The sequence below is a fragment of the Kribbella koreensis genome (assembly GCF_039525325.1).
GTDB classification, from domain to species: Bacteria; Actinomycetota; Actinomycetes; order Propionibacteriales; family Kribbellaceae; genus Kribbella; species Kribbella koreensis.
This window is the reverse complement of record NZ_BAAAHK010000001.1, coordinates 122,114-142,197: the sequence shown is the minus strand read 5'-3', so window position 1 is coordinate 142,197 and position 20,084 is coordinate 122,114. Positions and strand designations below refer to the sequence as shown.

The 20,084-nt window shown below is 67.3% G+C and carries 17 protein-coding genes, 2 tRNA genes and 1 riboswitch; of the genes, 10 read left to right on the top strand and 9 right to left on the bottom strand.

Features of this window, described 5'->3' with window-relative positions; genetic code table 11:
• Positions 1-63: 63 nt before the first annotated feature.
• Entirely contained in the window at positions 64-1,119 is a 1,056-nt protein-coding gene (locus ABD116_RS00715) for a ribonucleotide-diphosphate reductase subunit beta (protein WP_425552031.1), read from the bottom strand.
• A complete protein-coding gene (locus ABD116_RS00710) occupies positions 1,116-3,950 on the bottom strand; it encodes a ribonucleoside-diphosphate reductase subunit alpha (RefSeq protein ID WP_343963633.1) in 2,835 nt (944 codons plus the stop codon). The genes ABD116_RS00715 and ABD116_RS00710 overlap by 4 nt, the downstream gene beginning before the upstream one ends.
• Before the next feature lie 263 nt (positions 3,951-4,213).
• Positions 4,214-4,351, bottom strand: a riboswitch (cobalamin riboswitch).
• Positions 4,352-4,467: 116 nt separating this feature from the next.
• On the opposite strand from ABD116_RS00710, the gene ABD116_RS00705 reads away from it, so the two are divergent.
• Positions 4,468-5,571, top strand: a complete 1,104-nt coding sequence (locus tag ABD116_RS00705; RefSeq protein WP_343963631.1) for a serine hydrolase domain-containing protein — start codon at positions 4,468-4,470, stop codon at positions 5,569-5,571.
• A 139-nt stretch (positions 5,572-5,710) separates the two neighbouring features.
• Here ABD116_RS00705 and ABD116_RS00700 read toward each other — a convergent pair whose 3' ends face one another.
• Entirely contained in the window at positions 5,711-6,292 is a 582-nt protein-coding gene (locus ABD116_RS00700; protein WP_343963629.1) for a DinB family protein, read from the bottom strand.
• 307 nt (positions 6,293-6,599) lie between these two features.
• A complete protein-coding gene (locus ABD116_RS00695; RefSeq protein WP_343963627.1) occupies positions 6,600-7,874 on the bottom strand; it encodes a Fic family protein in 1,275 nt (424 codons plus the stop codon).
• Between the two features lie 298 nt (positions 7,875-8,172).
• On the opposite strand from ABD116_RS00695, the gene ABD116_RS00690 reads away from it, so the two are divergent.
• Positions 8,173-8,463: a hypothetical protein gene (locus tag ABD116_RS00690; RefSeq protein WP_343963625.1), complete on the top strand. Its 291-nt coding sequence runs from the start codon at positions 8,173-8,175 to the stop codon at positions 8,461-8,463.
• On the opposite strand, the gene ABD116_RS00685 is transcribed toward ABD116_RS00690, so the two are convergent.
• Together ABD116_RS00685 and ABD116_RS00680 are read right to left on the bottom strand one after the other, a co-directional pair.
• Complete coding sequence (locus ABD116_RS00685) at positions 8,451-9,305, bottom strand: 3-methyladenine DNA glycosylase (RefSeq protein ID WP_343963623.1); 855 nt, start codon at positions 9,303-9,305, stop codon at positions 8,451-8,453. The two genes, ABD116_RS00690 and ABD116_RS00685, sit on opposite strands and share 13 nt — an antisense overlap.
• Positions 9,302-9,790: a GNAT family N-acetyltransferase gene (locus ABD116_RS00680; RefSeq protein WP_343963621.1), complete on the bottom strand. Its 489-nt coding sequence runs from the start codon at positions 9,788-9,790 to the stop codon at positions 9,302-9,304. Before ABD116_RS00680 ends, ABD116_RS00685 begins: the two co-directional genes overlap by 4 nt.
• A 42-nt stretch (positions 9,791-9,832) precedes the next feature.
• Here ABD116_RS00680 and ABD116_RS00675 point away from each other — a divergent pair, with 42 nt between their 5' ends.
• The 3 genes from ABD116_RS00675 to ABD116_RS00665 are packed head-to-tail and all read left to right on the top strand — an operon-like array spanning position 9,833 to position 13,114.
• Positions 9,833-10,621, top strand: coding sequence for a fumarylacetoacetate hydrolase family protein (locus tag ABD116_RS00675; protein ID WP_343963619.1), 789 nt, complete (start codon positions 9,833-9,835; stop codon positions 10,619-10,621).
• Positions 10,614-12,152: a glutamate--tRNA ligase gene (gene gltX, locus ABD116_RS00670; RefSeq protein ID WP_343963617.1), complete on the top strand. Its 1,539-nt coding sequence runs from the start codon at positions 10,614-10,616 to the stop codon at positions 12,150-12,152. The genes ABD116_RS00675 and gltX overlap by 8 nt, the downstream gene beginning before the upstream one ends.
• Positions 12,152-13,114, top strand: coding sequence for a CPBP family intramembrane glutamic endopeptidase (locus tag ABD116_RS00665; protein WP_343963614.1), 963 nt, complete (start codon positions 12,152-12,154; stop codon positions 13,112-13,114). Before gltX ends, ABD116_RS00665 begins: the two co-directional genes overlap by 1 nt.
• A gap of 70 nt (positions 13,115-13,184) precedes the next feature.
• Here ABD116_RS00665 and ABD116_RS00660 read toward each other — a convergent pair whose 3' ends face one another.
• A complete protein-coding gene (locus ABD116_RS00660) occupies positions 13,185-14,354 on the bottom strand; it encodes an RNA-guided endonuclease InsQ/TnpB family protein (RefSeq protein WP_343963612.1) in 1,170 nt (389 codons plus the stop codon).
• Positions 14,355-14,515: 161 nt separating this feature from the next.
• On the opposite strand from ABD116_RS00660, the gene ABD116_RS00655 reads away from it, so the two are divergent.
• Together ABD116_RS00655 and ABD116_RS00650 are read left to right on the top strand one after the other, a co-directional pair.
• Positions 14,516-14,587 (top strand) — tRNA-Gln (locus ABD116_RS00655).
• A 79-nt stretch (positions 14,588-14,666) separates the two neighbouring features.
• A tRNA-Glu gene (locus tag ABD116_RS00650) sits at positions 14,667-14,742 on the top strand.
• 68 nt (positions 14,743-14,810) lie between these two features.
• On the opposite strand, the gene ABD116_RS00645 is transcribed toward ABD116_RS00650, so the two are convergent.
• Both ABD116_RS00645 and ABD116_RS00640 read right to left on the bottom strand, forming a co-directional pair.
• A complete protein-coding gene (locus tag ABD116_RS00645) occupies positions 14,811-15,350 on the bottom strand; it encodes an HdeD family acid-resistance protein (RefSeq protein ID WP_343963610.1) in 540 nt (179 codons plus the stop codon).
• A 393-nt stretch (positions 15,351-15,743) separates the two neighbouring features.
• Positions 15,744-16,463 (bottom strand): IclR family transcriptional regulator, encoded by a 720-nt coding sequence (locus ABD116_RS00640; RefSeq protein ID WP_012922430.1) that lies wholly within the window; start codon positions 16,461-16,463, stop codon positions 15,744-15,746.
• Positions 16,464-16,571: 108 nt separating this feature from the next.
• Between ABD116_RS00640 and leuC the strand changes: the two genes are divergently transcribed.
• The 3 genes from leuC (at position 16,572) to corA (ending at position 20,041) form a co-directional block, all read left to right on the top strand.
• A complete protein-coding gene (gene leuC, locus ABD116_RS00635) occupies positions 16,572-18,002 on the top strand; it encodes a 3-isopropylmalate dehydratase large subunit (RefSeq protein ID WP_343963608.1) in 1,431 nt (476 codons plus the stop codon).
• Positions 18,003-18,015: 13 nt separating this feature from the next.
• Complete coding sequence (gene leuD, locus ABD116_RS00630) at positions 18,016-18,615, top strand: 3-isopropylmalate dehydratase small subunit (RefSeq protein ID WP_343963606.1); 600 nt, start codon at positions 18,016-18,018, stop codon at positions 18,613-18,615.
• 259 nt (positions 18,616-18,874) lie between these two features.
• Positions 18,875-20,041 (top strand): magnesium/cobalt transporter CorA, encoded by a 1,167-nt coding sequence (gene corA, locus ABD116_RS00625; protein ID WP_343963604.1) that lies wholly within the window; start codon positions 18,875-18,877, stop codon positions 20,039-20,041.
• Positions 20,042-20,084 lie beyond the last annotated feature (43 nt).

Sequence of the window (20,084 nt, the reverse complement as noted above, 5' to 3'; positions counted from 1 at the left end):
GCAAGCATGCCAAACCGGGAGGTCCGGGGAACCACGGGAGGCGGTTCCCCGGACGCTCGAGGCTCAGTCCCAGCTCAGGCCGCCGCCCGATTGGTACTCGATGACTCGGGATTCGAAGAAGTTCTTCTCCTTCTTCAGGTCCATCATTTCCGACATCCAGCCGAACGGGTTGCGGGTCTCGCCGAAGATCGGGGCGATGCCGATCTGTTCGGCGCGACGGTCGGTGACGAAGTGCATGTACTGCTCGCACAGGTCCGCGGTGAGGCCGAGCATGCCGTTGGGCATGGTGGCACGGCCGTACGCGACCTCGAGCTCACATGCCTCGGTCAGCATCTGACGGACCTCGGCCTGGAACTGCGGGGTCCACAGGTGCGGGTTCTCCTGCTTGATCTGGTTGATGCAGTCGATGCCGAAGTTCAGGTGGATCGACTCGTCGCGCAGGATGTACTGGTACTGCTCGGCGATGCCGACCATCTTGTTGCGCCGGCCGAGCGACAGGATCTGCGCGAACCCGGTGTAGAACCACATGCCCTCGAAGACCACGTAGAACGCGATCAGGTCGCGCAGGAAGTCCGTGTCCGATTCCGGCGTACCGGTCTTGAAGTCGGGGTCCTCCAAGTGCTGTGTGTACTTGAGCGCCCACGCGTCCTTGTCGGAGATCGACGGCACCTCGCGGTACATGTTGAACAGCTCGCCCTCGTCCAGCCCGAGCGACGTGCAGATGTACTGGAAGGTGTGCGTGTGCACGGCCTCCTCGAACGCCTGGCGCAGCAGGTACTGCCGGCACTCGGGGTTGGTCAGCTGGCGGTAGACCGCGAGCACGATGTTGTTCGCGACCAGCGACTCCGCGGTGGCGAAGAAGCCGAGGTTGCGCTTCAGCATCAGCCGCTCGTCCTCGGTCAACCCGTCCTTCGACTTCCACAGCGCGATGTCGGCCTGCATCGAGACCTCGGTCGGCATCCAGTGGTTGTTGCACCCGGCAAGGTACTTGTCCCAGGCCCATTGGTACTTGAGTGGCAGCAATTGGTTGACGTCCGCCCGGGCGTTGATCATCGCCTTGTCGGTGACGTCGATCCGGGCCGCTCCGAGGGTGATCTCACCCAATCCTGTGGTCGTCACTGGCAGGCCTCGCAGTCAGGGTCTTCGATTGAGCAAACGGCACCTGTGGGTTCAGGCAGCGCGACTGGTACTGCGTTGAGCCGGCCGTCCGTGCCTTGCAGCGTGGACTTCTCGACGTGCGTGGCCGACTGGGAGCGCAGGTAGTACGTGGTCTTGAGCCCGTACCGCCAGGCCGACCGGTACAGCTCGTCGAGCGCCTTGCCCGACGGCGCCGTCATGTAGAGGTTGAGCGACTGTGCCTGGTCGAGCCACTTCTGCCGGCGCGACGCGGCCTTGACCAGCCACAGCGGGTCCATCTCGAACGCGGTCGCGTACAGCTCCTGCAGGTCGGCCGGGACCCGGTCGATCTGGGACAGGATGCCGTCGTGGTACTTGAGGTCGGAGACCATCACCTGGTCCCACAGCCCGCGCGCCTTGAGGTCGGCGACCAGGTACGGGTTGGCGACGGTGAACTCGCCGGACATGTTCGACTTCACGAACAGGTTGCGGTAGATCGGCTCGATCGACTGGCTGACCCCGCAGATGTTGGAGATCGTCGCGGTCGGCGCGATCGCCAGCACGTTGGAGTTGCGCATGCCTTCGCGGAGTACCTTGCCGCGCAGCGCGTCCCAGTCGAGCTGCTTGCTCGTGTCGACGGTCAGATCGCCGTTGCGCGCCTGGCGCAGCAGCTCGAGCGAGTCGATCGGCAGGATGCCCTGGCTCCACAGCGAGCCTTCGTACGTCTGGTACCGGCCGCGCTCGGCGGCCAGATCGCTGGACGCCTCGATCGCGTGGTAGCTGATCTGCTCCATCGAGCTGTCGGCGAACGCGACGGCGGCGTCGGAGCTGTACGGGATGCGCAGTGCGAAGAGCGCGTCGGCGAAGCCCATCAGGCCGAGGCCGACCGGGCGGTGGCGCTGGTTCGCTCGCTCCGACTCGGGTGTGGTGTAGAAGTTCACGTCGATCACGTTGTCGAGCATCCGGACGGCCGTCTTGACGGTGCGCTTCAGAAGCTCGGCGTCGAGACCGGTGTCCGTCAGGTGGGCGACCAGGTTGACCGATCCCAGGTTGCAGACCGCGGTCTCGTCGACGGTGGTGTTCAGGGTGATCTCGGTGCACAGGTTCGACGAGTGCACCACACCGTCGTGCTGCTGCGGCGAGCGCAGGTTGCACGCGTCCTTGAAGGTGATCCACGGGTGACCGGTCTCGAACAGCACGGTCAGCATCCGGCGCCACAGGTCGACGGCCTTGACCCGGCGGAACACCCGGATCTCGCCCTGGTCGGCCTTGTGCTCGTAGTTCTCGTAGGCCGTCTTGAACGCGGCGCCGTAAAGGTCGTGCAGATCCGGCACCTCGTCGGGCGAGAACAGCGTCCAGTCGCCACCGGACTCGACCCGCTGCAGGAACAGGTCGGGCACCCAGTTGGCCGTGTTCATGTCGTGCGTGCGGCGACGTTCGTCACCGGTGTTCTTGCGCAGGTCGAGGAACTCCTCGATGTCCATGTGCCAGGTCTCGAGGTACGCGCAGACCGCGCCCTTGCGCTTGCCACCCTGGTTGACCGCGACGGCGGTGTCGTTGGCGATCTTCAGGAACGGCACGACGCCCTGCGACTCGCCGTTGGTGCCGCGGATCTTGGCGCCGATCCCGCGCACCGGGGTCCAGTCGTTGCCCAGACCACCCGAGTACTTCGCCAGCAGCGCGTTGTTGCGGATGCCGGCGAAGATGCCGGACAGGTCGTCGTCGACCGTGGTGAGGAAGCAGCTCGACAGCTGCGGGCGGGTCGTACCGGAGTTGAACAGGGTCGGCGTGCTCGACATGAACCGCATCGAGCTGAGCAGCTCGTAGAACTCGATCGCGCGGTCCTCGCGGTGCTCCTCCTTCAGCGAGATGCCCATCGCTACTCGCAGGAAGAACGCTTGCGGCAGCTCGAACCTTGTTTTGTCGATGTGCAGCAGGTACCGGTCGTACAGGGTCTGCAGGCCGAGGAAGGCGAAGTTGAGGTCGCGCTCGGGCTTGATCGCGGCAGCCAGCTTGGCCAGGTCGAACGTGGCCAGCTCGGGGTCGAGTAGGCCCGCGTCGATACCGGTCTGGATGTACTGAGGGAAGTAGTCGACGTACGCCGTGGCCATGTCGGCCTGGCTCGCCTGCCGCGCTTCACCGTGCACCCGGCCGAGCGTCTCGCGACGGATCTGGTCGAGCAGGAGGCGTGCAGCGGCGTAGCTGTACTCCGGTTCCGTCTCGACGTACCCGCGAGCCGCCATCACCAGGGCGAGCTCGACCTCATGCTGCGCGATGCCGTCGTAGCAGGAGCCGAGCGTCTCGTCGAGGATCAGCTCGGCATCCACGGCGTCGAGGCCCGCCGCTGCCTCGGCGACGATGACGCGGAGCCGGTCGACGTCCAGGGGAGTGGTGCTGCCGTCGGCGGCGCGGACGTTGATCACGGGCCGGGCGGGTGTGTTGTTCGTGCTGTCGCTGGTGCTCAGCTCGGCCGCGTTCTCCGGCGTACGGGCTTTGGCGCGCTCTTCGCGGTACAGGACATAGGCGCGCGCGACCTGGTGCTCGCCGGCCCGCATCAGCGCCAGCTCGACCTGGTCCTGGATGTCCTCGACCTGCACGCTGTGCCGGCCGCGGCCGGTCAGCGCGTCGACCACCTTGGCGGTGAGGTCGGCGATCAGGTCGCGGACGCGGTGGCTGGCGCCGGCCTCGCTGCCCTCGACGGCGAGGAACGCCTTGCTGAGGGCGACCGAGATCTTGGTCGGGTCGAAGGCGGTGCTGTTGCCGTCCCGGCGGACGACGGTGAGCTGGTTCGGGGGTGCGGCCTGGGCCGCCTTGCCCGCAGAAACGATGGTCACAAGCGCTCTCTCCACGCGAGTCTCTTGACGACCGGGACCCCGGGGAAGCGCACGACGAGTTCCCGCACCAGAGCCGCGCAGCCCGCTCTACCCGGCGCCACCCGCGGCGCGGCGCCATCGCACCGACCCACTGTGCTGCGCCGACCGGCCGGTGGTGCACCGAGTTGCTGGGACTTCCTCGCCGGTGCGGTACACCGGCGTTGCACGACCTGTCGCTTGCTCGCCCTGCGACCCGCCCTCGAGGTCTCGGACAGCGCGTGCCGGCGGCACGCGCACCGGTCGCAGGTATTCGGGCTCACGGGACTGCTTCATCCGCTTACCGCTGCGGGGCAGCCCCGGATTTCCACCGGATTCCCCTGTCGACCAGTGATGTGACCTTAACCCGCTGAACCCCACATCTAGTGTCTCGACGCGCCGCGTGTCGCACATCTTGTGTGAAAAACGCATCTCGGGTGCGATGTCAAGTTTGGCGCAGCGGCTCCGACCCGGTACCGGGAGTCGTCAACGAGGAGCTGGTATGAACGAGTTATTGCAGGAGCAGGTTGTGGACGCGATCGAGGGTCTGGTGGCGTCGGGTGCGGAGAACGGCGTGCAGGCCGCTGTCTATCGCCGGGGCGAGTTGATCGTGGATGCCGTGGCGGGGATGGCCGCTCCCGGTCGGCCGGTTGCGTCGGACACGCTGTTCTATGCCGCGTCGACGGTGAAGGGGGTGACGTCGACCGTCGTCCATGTGCTGGTGGAGGAGGGGGTGTTGTCGTACGACACATTGGTGGCTTCGGTGTGGCCGGAGTTCGGGGCTCATGGCAAGGAGGGGACGACGATCCGGCATGTGCTGACGCACTCGGCCGGCGTACCGGCGGTGCCTGCGGATCTGACGTTGTCGCGGTTCTGCGATTGGGAGGCGATGTGTTCGGTGATCGCTTCGCTGGAGCCATGGTGGGTGCCGGGGTCGCGGGTCGGGTATCACGCGGTCACCTTCGGGTTCATCCTCGGCGAGGTCGTCCGCCGGGTTTGCGGCGAGCCGATCTCCTCGGTGCTGTCTGCTGGGATCGGTGCCCGGCTGGGGATCGCGGGGGAGTTGTACTTCGGTGTACCGGCCTCGGAGCTCGATCGTGTTGCCCACTTCGAGGACGACCCGGCCGGCGCGGCCATGTTCGCTTCGTTGCCGCCGGACTTTCCGCTCTTCAAGTCGGGCCCACGATCGCTGTTCCCCAATGCGGCTCTGGCCAACAACACCGCCGTGACGATGGCCGACATCCCGGCCTGGGGGACCGTCACCGCTCGAGGTATGGCTCGCATGTACGCCGCGCTGATGTCCGAAGTCGACGGCGTACGTCTGCTGTCGCCTTCCCGTCTGCAGGAGATCTCAGCCCTCTCCACCACCGGCCTGGACGAGATGACCGGCGGCCCGGCGCAGTACGGCCTCGGCTACACGATCGGCCAGCTCGGCATGCGCCCTGCTCCACCGACCGTCTTCGGCATGGTCGGCATCGGTGGCTCTGCCGCCTACGCGGACACCGCCACCGGGATCTCGGTAGCCGTCACCAAGAACCGCTTCAACCCCACCGAAATCAACGCCTTCGACCAGGTCTGGGACCTCGCCACCAAACTGCTCTCCTGACAGCCGACCCTCTGGCCGCCCGAGGGTTTGGGAGCGGATCGGGTGGGCGGTGTGACGGTTGGCCTGGTCGCCGAGGCGCGCTCCTGAGCGGTGGATGGAGCGGCCTCCGCCTCGACGACCAGGGATCGGGGGTGTGCGGTCAGGCCGCCAGGGCGTGGAGGTCTTGGAGGGTCATGATCTCGGAGCCGTGGTGGATCAGCTCGCGGTTGAGGCGGAGGACCACGTGGCCGAAGGGCTCGGCGGCGTCCAGTTCGGTGGCTTGGCTGAGGCCTACGGTCATGGCTTGGTCCTCGTCGAGGTTGGCGATGGAGTCTCGCCAGGCTTCGACCCAGTGGGTGAGCCAGGCGACGGCGTCCTGGGCGTTGCCGTGGAGGGTGATGTCGGCGCGGCCTTGTCGGCTCGCGCCGAAGGTCCACTCCCACCGCTCGAAGAACGTCTCGGTCAGGTGTGCGATCAGCCAGGCGATCGTCCGTGGTCCGCGATGGTCCGGCTCGTCCGGCCATTGCGCGACCCACTCACCCGACCCGAGCGACCTGAACCGCCCCGCGTACTGCCGGCGGACGACGGTCAGCGCCTCGCTGCTCGGCCGCCAGAAGTACTCCTCGTCGGTCAGTGCCGCCAACCGCCCGGACAACACCATCCAGCTGAAGCCGAGCTGCCCGCGCACCATCGCCATCGCAGACGGCCGCTGCAAGATCTCCCAGTCGAACGGCTCCGGCATCACAGATCCTCACACTCCCCGATTTGGTCCAACGCTCGAACATGTGTTCGAATTGTTCAACGCCGGGAGCCAGAAAGTCAACCAGGACAGCGTGTTGGTGCTGGTGTCACTGGTAGCGATCTGCTAGCCGCCCGGCGTGAAGCGCTGGTGAGACGGAGGTGAAAGACATGTCGCTGATCGTTGGTTGTCGGCCCCGTCGGGGGACGGGGCCGCCAGACTCTTCCCGCGACCCGACTTGTCCGGGGTGAGCGGGAGAGTGGGGTTGAGCAGGAGATTGGGGTTGAACGGGACAGCGGGGTTGAGTAGGTCAGTCGGCCGGTCTCGCCGGGGCGGACGGGACCGGTCGGTTCGGCGACTCGACCCGGGTGTCGGAGGCGGGGCTGGCGAAGCGGCGTTCCAGGAGGGTGAAGGCGTCTATCAGTTCGGGCGCCTCGTACACGCGGTTCCGCCGACCGTCGGTGAGTTCGCGGAGTACTGCGCACTCGGTCAGGCGGGCGAGAGCCTGGTTGGCAGCCTGTTGGGAGCGGCCGATGAGTTCGGCGGCGGCTGCGAGGGTGAGGACGGGGGCCGCGGGCAGGGTTTCGATCAGCAGGTCGACGGCCGAGCCGGCGCGGACCGGGGCGGCTCGCTCGCGCCAGGTGGTTTTGAGGTCCGCGGCGGTGCGTTCGAAGCGGGCGGCCTCGGCGGTCGCATGACTGCAGGCGGTGGCGAACATCAGCAGCCATTCGTTCGCGGCGCTTCGGGCGCGGGCGTTCGTCGCCTTGCCTGTGTGGCGGAAGGCGGTGAGCGCTTCGACGTACTGGGTTGCGTGTGTGGCAAGGGATAGCGACACCGGAGGCACGCTGCGTTCGACGAGACCCTCGGCTCGTAGTACCAGGTGGATCAGTGCGCGCCCAGTGCGACCGTTGCCGTCGGCAAAGGGATGGATCGTCTCGAACTGTGCGTGCGCGATGCCGGTCTTGGCCAGCACCGGCAGCGGTGACTCGCGGATGAAGGTCATCAGGTCCGCGAGTAGTTCGGGAACCAGATGCGCCGGCGGCGGCACGTAGTACGCCTCGGCCGGAGACCGCCCACCGATCCAGTTCTGCAGATAACGCACCTCACCCCCGAACTCCGGATTCGGCGAATGCGCCATCAACCGCCGATGCGCCTCCAGCACATGCTCGACCTCGAGTTTGTCCCCGATCCGCACCGACTCGGTCACCCACACCATCGCGTCGACGGCCCCCAACACTTCTTCGGCCGTCACATCATGATGCCGCCCACTGTCCCGCAACGCCTCAGCCTTGAGCAGCCGCCGAGCCCCCACCACCAGTCCCTCGATCTGCGAAGACCCCACAGCCTCAGCCCGCAACAACAACCGAGCCAACGCCTCACTGTTCGTCAGTACCGCGGCAGTCGCATCCAGCCGGGCCAGATCCCCAGCCGCATCCTCCAATGCGGCCAGCACCTCATCGCTGAGGTCGAACTCCCGCCCAACCAACGGATCCGGAAAATACAACTCATACGACCCGCCCAAGCGCTCGGCCCGGGTGAACCCATCCGGCTGCCCCGGCCACCGATGCAACTCAACCCTGGCCACACCCTTATTCAAGCTTATCCAACAACCTTGAACAAGAGCTCACGCCAGCTTGCTAACCGAACTTCCGGTGGGAAAGGAGAGCTGGCCGACGAGGTCGAGTGCGGTGAGGAAGTCGTTCCACTGCTGCGCTCGCGATGCACTCATGGTCGGCTCCGCACGGTTCCCAAGGCCGGCACTGGGGTTCGGTGTTGGTCGTAGGCCGTCTAGGTACTCGCTCCATGGGATCGCGGGGCTGGTCAAGGCTGTCTGGTGGAGGTCGGGGAAGAAGGCCGGGCCGAGCATCGGGAATCCGAACAACTTGATCGGCCGGCCTACCGGTTATCTGGACGCGGCCGTGCTCTACGACTCGGCGCTGACCTGCGACGAGCCCAGCGCCGACTGTGGGGCGATGATCGAGATCTGGCCGTCGGCGAAGGATGCGACCGATCGCGCCGCCTACATCCAGAAGAATCTGAAGGAGATCCCGATGCTGGGCACGGAGTACGACTACACGTTCGACTCCGCCCTTCTTCGCGTCAACGGCAAGCTCAAGCCGTCCACAGCCACCAGGTTCAACGCGCTGTTCGGCGGGACGCCCTACACGCCCTGAAGCAGTTGGTCGCAGAGGTCTGCGAGCTGTTGGCGGAGTGGGCGGGCGCGGCCGGCGAAGGTGCGTTGGGCCGCTGCGTACTGCGCTTTGCCGGCTGGGGTTTCGATCTCGACGGGGGAGTAGCCCAAAGTGGCGAAGTCATACGGGGACGCGCGCATGTCGAGGGTGCGGATGTCCTTGGCCAGTTCGAAGCAGTCCAGCAACAAGGTGCTGGGGGTGAAGGGCATCAGTTTGGTGGCCCACTTGTAGAGGTCCATGTTGGCGTGGAGGCAGCCGCCCTGCTCGAGGGCGGGTTGGGACTCGCGTGTTGGTTGCAGGACGTTCAACGGCCGGGCTGGGGTGGTGAAGAAGCGGAAGGCGTCGAAATGGGAGCAGGCGATCTTGCTCGACTTCACGACCTGGTCGGTGCCCTCGGCGCCCAGCCGCAACGGCCAGTCGTGGCGGATCTCGTCGGAGCGAAAGACCATGGCCCATTCGTGCAGGCCGAAACAGCCGAACTGGGGCTGGCGGGAAGCGGTTGCTGACAGCAACTTTCCGATCCAGGTGATGCTGTCGGCGCGCCGCGTGACCTCGGCCGGATCCAGTCGCGCGACGTCGTCGGCGTACAGGTAGCCGCGTTTGGCCTCGTAGGACTGGGCGCCGCGCAGGCCGACGCCGGGGCCGGGGTGCCAAACCCGCAATTGCTTGGGGCGGGTGGGGTAGTAGGTGAAGAGGAAGTCCTCGACCGGGTGCTTCTCGCCGCGGCGCCGGCGGTCCAGGTGATCGGCCAGCAAGGCATCCACCCGACGTGCATGGGCTTCCTGCAGCGGTTGCCAGTCAGCGGGGTCCAGTACGACGGTCATAGGTCCAGGGAGAAGGCGTACAGGTCGACACCGGGGCGGGGGGACCAGTCGCGTTCGGGGAGGCGGGTGAAGCCGAGGCGGCCGTACATGCGGTGGGCTGTGGTCATGTAGCTGGCGCTCGACAAGACGACACGGTGAAAGCCCAGGGCGCGGCTGCGATCCACGCAGTGCACCGACAGCGCAGTACCGATGCCGCGCCCACGGGCCGCAGCGGAGACGCCGAGCATCCGGAACTCGCCCTCCCCGTCCCGCCCGATCTCGCCGTAGACCGAGCCGGGTACACAGAAAGTCACCGTGCCCAACAGATCTGTACCGTCCACAGCCACCCACAACTCCGCCTTCGCGGCGCGGTCGGCCGCGTTGCGCAGGGTCAGCCCGTAGTCGGATCCCTTGGGGATGAAGCCGTCCGCGTCGTAGGCGTCCACGGTCAGCGAACCCACGTCCTCGTACTCCGCGGGCCTGGCCAGCCGGATGTCAGTCGTCACCGTGTAACTGTCTCACCCTGGCACGACGGTAGGCTCAGGCCCGTGCGTATCGCCAGATTCTCCGTTGATGACGAGCCGAAGTACGGCATCGTCGAGACCGACGACCCCGAGGGGCTCACCGGTACCGTCGCAGTGCTCGACTCGGATCCGCTCTACCGGCCGGTGCAGTTCACCGGCGAGCAGTTGCAACTGGCCGATGTCCGGCTGCTGGCCCCGGTGATCCCGCGCAGCAAGGTGGTCTGCGTCGGGCGCAACTACCGCGCGCACGCCGAGGAGCTCGGCAACGAGGTGCCGACCGAGCCGCTGATCTTCTTCAAGCCGAACACCAGCGTGGTCGGCCCGCGGGACGGCATCGTCTACCCCGAGCAGACCAACGACCTGCACTTCGAGGGCGAGCTGGCGATCGTGATCGGCCGGATCTGCCGCGACCTGCCCCGCGAGCGGGCCGAAGAGGTCATCTTCGGGTACACGATCGCCAACGACGTGACGGCCCGGGACCTGCAGAAGTCGGACGGCCAATGGGCGCGGGCGAAGGGGTACGACACCTTCTGCCCGCTCGGCCCGTGGATCAGCACCGACCTGGACGTGGCCGACCTGCGGGTCACCACCACGCTGAACGGCGAGCCGAAGCAGGACGGCCGGACCTCGCAGTTCATCTTCGACATCCCCGAGGTGCTGGCCTACATCACCTCGTTCACGACGCTGCTGCCCGGCGACGTCGTGCTCACCGGCACCCCCGCGGGTGTCGGCCCGATGCTGCCCGGCGACGAGGTCGCGGTCAGCGTCGAAGGACTCGGAACTCTGACGAACAAGGTGATCGTGCGTGACTGAAAGGCCCGCCCCGACCGACGAAGACGTCCTCGGTGGCTTGGAACCGAACCAGGTGCGGGTGCGCTTCCCACCGTCGCCGACCGGTCTGCTCACGGTCGGCAACATCCGCAGCGCACTGTTCAACTGGGCCTTCGCGCACCACTACGGCGGCAAGCTCGTCCTGCGGATCGAGGACACCGACAAGTCCCGCAACACCCCCGAGGCGCTGCAGTACACGCTGGACTCGCTCACCTGGCTCGGCCTGAACTGGGACGAGGGCCCGGAGGCCGGCGGCGACTTCGGCCCGTACCTACAGTCCGAGCGGATGGACACGTACGCCGACGTCGTGGCGAAGCTGCTCGCGGCAGGCCGGGCGTACCACTGCTACTGCTCGCAGGAGGAGCTCGACCAGCGCCGCGAGGCGGCCCGTACCGCGGGGCAGCACAGCGGGTACGACGGTCACTGCCGCGCGCTGACGCCCGAGCAGGTGCAGGCGTACATCGAGGAGGGCCGGCGTCCGGTAGTACGGCTGCGGATGCCCGATCGCCCGATCACCTTCGACGACCTGGTCCGTGGCGAGATCACCTTCCTGCCGGAGAACCTGGGCGACTACGTGCTCGTCCGGGCGAACGGCTACCCGCTCTACCCGCTGGTGAACCCGGTCGACGACGCACTGATGGAGATCACCCACGTACTGCGTGGCGAGGACCTCCTGCCGTCGACGCCGCGGCAGATCGCCCTGTACGAGGCGCTTGCCGAGATCGGCATCGGCTCCGGCCGGACGCCGCGCTTCGGGCACTTGCCGTTCGTGATGGGCGAGGGCAACAAGAAGCTGTCCAAGCGCGACCCGGGCGCCGGCCTCGGCGAGTACATGGAGCGCGGCTTCCTGCCCGAGGGACTGCTGAACTACCTGGCCCTGCTGGGCTGGTCGATCGCCGACGACCGCGACGTCTTCACCATGGACGAGATGATCAAGGCGTTCGACATCCGCAAGGTGAACGCGAACGCGGCCCGGTTCGATCCGAAGAAGTGCGAGGCCATCAACGCCTCGCACATGCGGCTGCTGGAGCCGGCCGACTGGGCCGGCCGCGCGGTGCCGTTCCTGGCGAAGGCGGGCGTCCTGCCGGCCGAGCCGTCGGATGCGCAGCTCGCGCTGCTGACCGCGGCCGTGCCGCACGTGCAGGAGCGGATGAACACGTTCTCCGAGGCGCCGGAGATGCTCGGCTTCCTGTTCGTCTCCGACCAGGACTTCTCGATCGACCCCGATTCGGCCGCGAAGGTGCTGACCGGTGACGCCGGCGCGGTGCTGGAGGCGACCGGCAAGGCGCTGGCCGGGGTCGGCGAGTGGAAGACCGAGCCGATCGAGGCCGCGTTGCGGGCGTCGCTGATCGAGGGTCTGGGGCTGAAGCCGAAGAACGCGTTCGGCCCGGTCCGGGTCGCGATCTCCGGCCGCCGGATCTCGCCGCCGTTGTTCGAGTCGCTGGAACTGCTCGGGCGGGAGAGTTCGCTCCGCCGGATCGAGCAGGCCCGCGCGAGCCTGCCGGCCGACTGATGGCCGCCGCCGGTACGCCGGGACCCGGGGCGGCGATCGACCCCCGGGACGCCGGTCCGCAGCCGTACCACCGGCTGCTGCGCAACAACGTCACGCCGTCCGCGTTCGTGCTCCTCGGGGCGCTGACCGTGCTAGTCGGCTGGATGTTCTGGAGTGTGCTGGTGCTGTCGATCCAGCAGTCGATCCGGACCGACCCCAAGGGGACCGTGTCGTGGCTCGGCCTGCTGGCGACGAACCTGTCGCTGATCGTGCTGATCCCGCTGACGATGCTGGTCGCGACCAGGCTGAACAAGCAGACGCCCGGGCTGCTGTCCTCGGTGACAGGCAAGCTGCGCTGGCGGCCGCTGGCAGTGTTCGGCGTCGCGGCCGTGGTGCTCGAGCTGGTGATGCTGGGCATCGTCGAGCTCGGCAGTGTCGACGTGCTGGGCAGCGGATCCAACGGCGTCGCCTCCGACGCGGCCGGCGTGATCGCGGTGACGTTGCTGACGTCGACGTTCCAGGCGGCGGGGGAGGAGTACTTCTTCCGCGGCTACCTGTTGCAGGCGGTCGGCGCGCTGGTGCGCAGCTCGCTGGTCGCAGTACTGGTGACGACCGTGCTGTTCACGATGGCGCACGGGATCTGGCCGTGGGAGAGCCCGGCGCTGTTCCTCGACCGGTTCGCGTTCGGGCTGGTGGCGGGGCTGCTCGCGGTTCGTACCGGCGGGCTGGAGGCGCCGATCGCGGCGCACGCGGCGAACAACGTGATCACCTTCATCTACGCGGCTTTGACCAACACCGTCGGCGACAGCCTGGGAGCCTCCGACGCGCCCTGGTCGCTCGTTGCGGTCGACGTGGTGAAGTTCGCCGCCTTCGGTGCGATCGCGTTGCTGCTCACCCGCAAGCAGGGAATGGCCACCCGCTGCGAATTGCCACTGGCGACTTCGCTCGTGGCGGATCGCGGTCCGGGCCGGCGACTCCTGTGACGGGTTTGACGCCCTCCCCTCCCTTGGAGGCCGGGGATTTCAACTTCTACGTGGAGTAGCGAGTTGAGGTTCACGCTTCGGCGAGACCCTTAGTGGCGCCTCGGCGTGCGCTGACGGCCCGTCCGGCCGCGATGTTGACTGCCGCGTTGATGTCTGCGTTCGCCTGATGTCCGCAGGCTGCGCACCGGAAGACCGCTTGGCTCTCGCGGTTCTCAGGTACACAGTGCCCGCAAGCGCTGCAGGTCTGCGACGTGTACGCAGGATTCACTTTCTCGACCCGTCCCGCGGCCTTGTGCTCCAGGCGCTGGACGAGCAGTCCCCAGCCGTTGGCCAGGATGCCGCGGTTGAGTCCGGCCTTCGCTCGACGGCGGTTCGACAGGTACGCATCTGGTTGTTCGGGATCAGGCTTCGGTTTGGGGCGCCGGGTCATCGCAGCGATGCGCAGGTCTTCCACGCGGATGACGTCGAAGCGTCGGGCGAGATTGGTGCTGGTCTTCTCCACCCAGTCCTTACGACGGTCACCGGCCCGAGCATGCAGCTTGGCGATCGCTGTCTTCACCCGCTGACGACGGCTGGTGCCTTGACAGCGGGCCAGTCGACGTTGCAGGTGCTTGAGCCGTCCCTGTTCAAGGTCCGAGAAGCCAGGGCACCACAGGAGTTCACCCGTGGACAGGGCAGCGGAGACAGTGACGCCGCGGTCCACGCCGATCACCTCGCCCGTACCGGGTGTTGGGATCGGTGGCGGGATGACGGCGAATGCGAGGTGCCAGCGCCCCGCCCGGTCGCGGGTGATGCGGTACGACTTCGCGTCAGGTATCGCACGAGACAGCCGGAACCGTATCCAGCCGATCTTCGGGACGTTTGCCGCGGCCCACTTCCGATTCAGCTTCACGACCCGGGACGCCTGAGGGCCGACGATGCGGAATCCCTCATGTACCCCTGTCCTGCGCCAGGTCGGCCGCCGGTGCGTACCGGCGTAGAAGTTCTTGACGGCCTGGTCGAAGTCCCGTAACGCTTGCTGCTGGACGGTCTGCGAGCCGGCCCGCAGCCAGTCGAACTTGGCTCGTGCCCCGGTCAGTTGCCGGCATTGCTCAGCAAAGTTCGGCGCCACCGCAACCTTGTCGCGGGTCCACATCGACCACTGCTCGAGGGCCAGATTCCAGACGTACCGGGCATGTCCGCACTGCTCCAGCAACGCAGCCTTCTGCATCGGCGTCGGGTACATCCGGAATCGAGCCATGTCGCCAACCCAATCAGCTGGGACCGACAGTCCCAGAAGCTGTGACGGGTGTGACAGTTGGGGACGCTGAACTCGTTTTGGTTTCTGGCGGCATGCTGCGATAGGCTCAGCGGGCCAGGTTGTGAGGGCGGAAACGCACTGACAATCGCAGTAACAAGCTTTGGGGTATGGGGTAATTGGCAGCCCGACTGGTTCTGGTCCAGTTAGTCTAGGTTCGAGTCCTAGTACCCCAGCGATTGGACCGTATCGCTGGAAGTTAGGTACAGTTCATCCTCGTTGGTCGGCTCTCCGGAACCGGCTGACAAGCGCTCTGGCCCCGTTGTGTAGCGGCCTAGCACGCCGCCCTCTCAAGGCGGTAGCGCGGGTTCGAATCCCGTCGGGGCTACCAGAGAAAGCGCCCCTCACCACCAGGTGAGGGGCGCTTGTTTTTGTCCCGGTACGCCGGTGAGGCGAGCGTCACACCTTGGCCTCGGGGCCGGCCGCCATCAGCCGGCGCATCGACAGGCCGGCCACCAGGAACGTGGCGCCCCACAGCAGCGCGACCACTCCGAGGAAGACCGCGATCCCCACCGCGCCCGCGCCGGGGTTGGCGGCGAACAGGATTCCCAGCAGGATCGAGAACGCCGCGCCGAGGAGCAGGAACCATCTCGGTGTCACGTGGTTGGTCGTGAACGCGCCGACCGCCTCGAACACGCCCCGGACGATCAGCCAGATGCCGAGGATCCAGGTCAGCGTCACCGCCGTCACCGCCGGACTGAAGATGGCGAAGAAGGCCGCGACCAACGCGATCACGCCGAGCACGATCAGCCAGAGCCGGCTGCCCTTCGCCTCGGGTCGAAGTGCCTGGGTCAGCGACCCGATCCCGTCCATCAACGCCCAGAAGCCCCACAGCAACGCCAGCGCGATCGCCGTCGAGATCGGCCAGACGATCGCCAGCACCCCGAACACGATGCCGATCACCCCGCGGACGATCAGCATCTTCCAGCCAACAGTCATCCAGTCCCGCACCATCGCAAGTACCTCCCGAAGAGCAGTGCCCCCTCAACTCATCGTGATCCCGCCCACCCCCACCAGCAAGCACCCCACGCCCACCGAACCCAACCGAAACCCCCGCCCTCGCCCTCCACCATCTCGGGGGTTAACCCCCGAGATGGTGGGTTGCCACCCCGGAATACCGGCAGGCAACCCACCAACTGAGGGGTTAACCCCCGAAATGGTGCGCGGCAGGCAGGCAGGCCGGGCAGGCGGGTGCGCAGGCGGGCAGGTGTGTAGGCGGGCGGGTGGGCTCGGGGGAGCGGGGGGAAGGGAACAGCCCGCCGCGGGAGGCGACGGGCTGTTCGGAGTACCGGTGGGCTACTCGGAAGCGCGGTGGAGGGCTGTGTCGGTGGACTACTCGGAGGCTCGGCGGAGGGCTTCGGAGAGGCGTTCGGCGGCGGCCATCACGGCGGGGGCGTGCATGCGGCCGGGCTGGCGGGAGAGGCGCTCGATCGGGCCGGAGACGGACACGGCTGCGATCACCTTGCCGGAAGGAGAGCGGACGGGCGCCGAGACGGAGGCGACGCCTTGCTCGCGCTCGCCGACCGAGTGGGCCCAGCCACGACGGCGTACGCCGGCCAGGGCGGCTGCATTGAAGGTGGCGTTGTGGAGACCGCGGTGCATGCGCTCCGGGTCCTCCCAGGCAAGCAGTATTTGAGCGGCGGATCCAGCGGCCATCGTCAGCTGGCTACCGACCGGCACGGTGTCGCGCAGACCGGACGGACGCTCGGCAGCCGCGACACAGACCCTGTACTCACCCTGGCGGCGGAACAACTGCGCCGACTCACCAGTGATGTCGCGCAGTCGCGCCAGCACCGGACCGGCCGTCGCCAGCAGTCGGTCCTCACCGGCAGCGGAGGCCAACTCGCTCAGGCGCGGCCCGAGCACGAAGCGGCCCTGCATGTCGCGACCCACCAACCGGTGGTGCTCCAGAGCGACAGCGAGCCTGTGTGCCGTCGGCCGGGCCAGTCCCGTCGCCGCCACGAGTCCGGCCAGGGTCGCCGGTCCGGACTCGAGTGCGGACAGAACGAGAGCTGCTTTGTCGAGAACGCCGACTCCGCTAGAGTTGTCCATGAGACGATATTGCCGTCTCGAATCGTGGAACGCAAGTCGCTTGTGCCGCCTATCTGGGCGCACTGTGAGCGAGAGAACAGTCATTACAAAACCACGGAGGAGTGTCTGATGGGTAGGACGTTGTCGGAAAAGGTCTGGGATGCGCACGTCGTGCGCCATGCCGACGGAGAGCCCGACCTCCTCTACATCGATCTCCATCTCGTGCACGAGGTGACGAGTCCGCAGGCTTTCGACGGGCTCCGGCTGGCCGGCCGGCAGGTTCGCCGGCCCGATCTGACGATCGCCACCGAGGACCACAACGTGCCGACGCTCGACGTCGACAAGCCGATCGCCGACCTGACGTCGCGGACCCAGGTGGACACGCTGCGCAAGAACGCCAAGGAGTTCGGCGTCCGGATCCACACCCTGGGCGACCCGGACCAGGGCGTCGTTCACGTGATCGGCCCGCAGCTCGGCCTGACCCAGCCCGGCATGACGGTGGTCTGCGGCGACAGCCACACCTCCACCCACGGCGCTTTCGGCGCGATTGCCTTCGGCATCGGTACCAGCGAGGTCGAGCACGTGCTCGCCACCCAGACGCTGATGCAGGCCCGCCCCAAGACGATGGCGGTCACCGTCGACGGCGTACTGCCCGACGGTGTCTCGGCCAAGGACCTGGTGCTCGCGCTGATCACCCAGGTCGGCACCGGCGGCGGCCAGGGCTACATCGTCGAGTACCGCGGCGAAGCGATCCGCGCGCTGTCGATGGAAGCCCGGATGACGATCTGCAACATGTCGATCGAGTGGGGCGCCAAGGCCGGCATGATCGCGCCGGACGAGACGACCTACGCATACCTGAAGGACAAGCCGCACGCGCCGCAGGGCCTCGACTGGGAAGCCGCGGTCGAGTACTGGAACAGCCTGGCCACCGACGAGGACGCGACCTTCGACAAGGAGATCTCGCTGCGCGCCGAGGACATCGCGCCGTTCGTCACCTGGGGCACCAACCCGGGCCAGGGCGCTCCGCTGTCGGCCAACGTGCCGTCGCCGGACGACTTCGACGAGCCGAACGAGAAGATCGCCGCCGAGCGCGCCCTGGAGTACATGGGCCTCACCGCCGGTACGCCGTTGCGCGAAGTACACGTCGACACCGTCTTCCTCGGCTCCTGCACCAACGGCCGGATCGAAGACCTGCGCGCGGCGGCCGGTGTACTGGCCGGGCGGAAGGTTGCCGACGGCACCCGGATGCTCGTCGTACCGGGATCGGGCCGGGTGCTGCTGCAGGCCGAGGCCGAGGGCCTGGACGTGATCTTCAAGAACGCCGGCGCCGAGTGGCGTGGAGCGGGTTGCTCGATGTGCCTGGGGATGAACCCGGACCAGCTGGCCCCGGGCGAGCGCAGCGCCTCGACCTCCAACCGCAACTTCGAAGGACGCCAGGGCAAGGGCGGCCGGACGCACCTGGTCTCGCCGCTGGTCGCCGCCGCAACCGCCGTCACGGGCACTCTCGCGGCGCCGGCCGACCTGCCGCCGCTCGAGATCGCCGTACCCGAGAACGTCTGAGGACAAAGGAATCATGGAAGCCTTCACCCAGCACATCGGCACCGCGGTTCCGCTGCGGCGCAGCAACGTCGACACCGACCAGATCATCCCGGCGGTCTACCTCAAGCGGGTCACCCGGACCGGCTTCGAGGACGGGCTGTTCGCTGCCTGGCGCAACGATCCCACCTTCGTCCTGAACCAGCCCGAGTACGAAGGGGTCTCGGTGCTCGTCGCCGGACCGGACTTCGGCACCGGGTCGTCGCGTGAGCACGCCGTCTGGGCCTTGATGGACTACGGGTTCCGGGTCGTCGTCGCCTCGCGGTTCGGTGACATCTTCCGGGGCAACTCGGGCAAGGCCGGGCTGCTCGCGGCCCTCGTCGAGCAGGAGGTCGTCGACCAGCTCTGGGTCGCGATCGAGCAGGACCCTGGTACCAAGGTGACCGTCGACCTGGAGAACAAGACGATCTCGGCCGGGGACGTCTCCGCGCCGTTCGAGATCGACGACTACACCCGATACCGGCTGCTGAACGGGCTCGACGACGTCGGCATCACCTTGTCCCACGAGGCCGACATCACGGCGTACGAGGCGACCCGGCCGGCCTTCAAGCCGGCCACCCTGCCGGCGAAGGCGTAACGCATCGCACAGTAGGACCGATAACTGCGGTGTTATCCTTGCGAGGTTGTCAGCACAGGGCACGACGAGATCTTGGAGGTGGGGCGCCATGAGCAGCGAACCCTCCAGACATACGGATCTCGTCCGGCCTTGAGGCGCTGAATCCTCTTCTGACAGGTCAGGTCACCCCGTCGCGTACCAGCGCGGGGTGACCTGCGGCGCGGGGCTGGGCGATGTGTTCCTTCCATCGATCCCACACCTCGCACCTGGAGGACTTGTCATGTCCGACATCCGCCTGCGCACCCTGCGTGCGTTCAGCCGCACCCCGTCGCTGCGCGCCGCCGCCCGCCGGTACGCCGGTACCGCCGCCGAGCCCGCTGCCCTGGAGCAGAAGGCCACGCCTGCGGCCGGCCCGAAGCCCAAAGGGCACAGCGTCGTCGACAGCGCGATCTACTGCGACGGCTCGCGGGTCGCGTCGCCGGAGTCTCTGGCCGACACGTACCAGGTGCTGCACGAGTCGCCGAAAAGCCTTGCCTGGATCGGCCTGTACCGCCCTGACCGGCGCGAGCTGACCTCGCTGGCGCAGGAGTTCGATCTGCACGAGCTGGCGATCGAGGACGCCATCCAGGCCCATCAGCGGCCGAAGCTCGAGCGCTACGGCGACACGTTGTTCGTCGTCCTGAAGGCCGCTCGTTACCGGGACGCGACCGAGGAGGTCGAGTTCGGCGAGGTGCACGTGTTCGTCGGCCCGGACTTCGTGGTGACGGTCCGGCATGCCGAGGCGCCCAACCTGGCCGCGGTCCGCCGCCGGGTCGAACGCGATCCGGAGTTGCTGCGGCGCGGTACCGAGGCTGTTCTCTACGCGATCATGGACAAGGTCGTCGACGGCTACGCGCCGGTGGTGGCCGGCCTCGAGAACGACATCGACGAGATCGAGACCGAGGTGTTCCGCGGCGACCCGAAGGTGTCGCGGCGCATCTACGAGCTGTCCCGTGAGGTGATCGAGTTCCAGCGCGCGACCCGGCCGCTGGTCGGCATGCTGGATTCGCTGCGCGCCGGTTTCGACAAGTACGGCGTCGATGAGGAACTGCAACGTTCGCTGCGGGACGTGGCCGACCACGTCACCCAGGTGGTCGAGCGGGTGGACGCGTTCCGCGAACTGCTGCGCGACATCCTGACGGTGAACGCGACCCTGGTCGCCCAGCAGCAGAACGAGGAGATGAAGAGCCTCACCGTCGCCAGCAACGACCAGAACGAAGAGGTGAAGCGGATCTCTGCATGGGCAGCGATCCTGTTCGCGCCGACCTTGATCGGCACCGTCTACGGGATGAACTTCGACGCGATGCCGGAGCTGCACTGGCAGTTCGGCTATCCCTTCGCGGTCGGTCTGATGGCGATGGTGTGTGGTGGTCTACACCTGATCTTCAAGCGCCGCGGCTGGCTTTAGAGCCCTTTGCGGGCAGCCTTTCGCGCTGTGGCCGACGTCACCG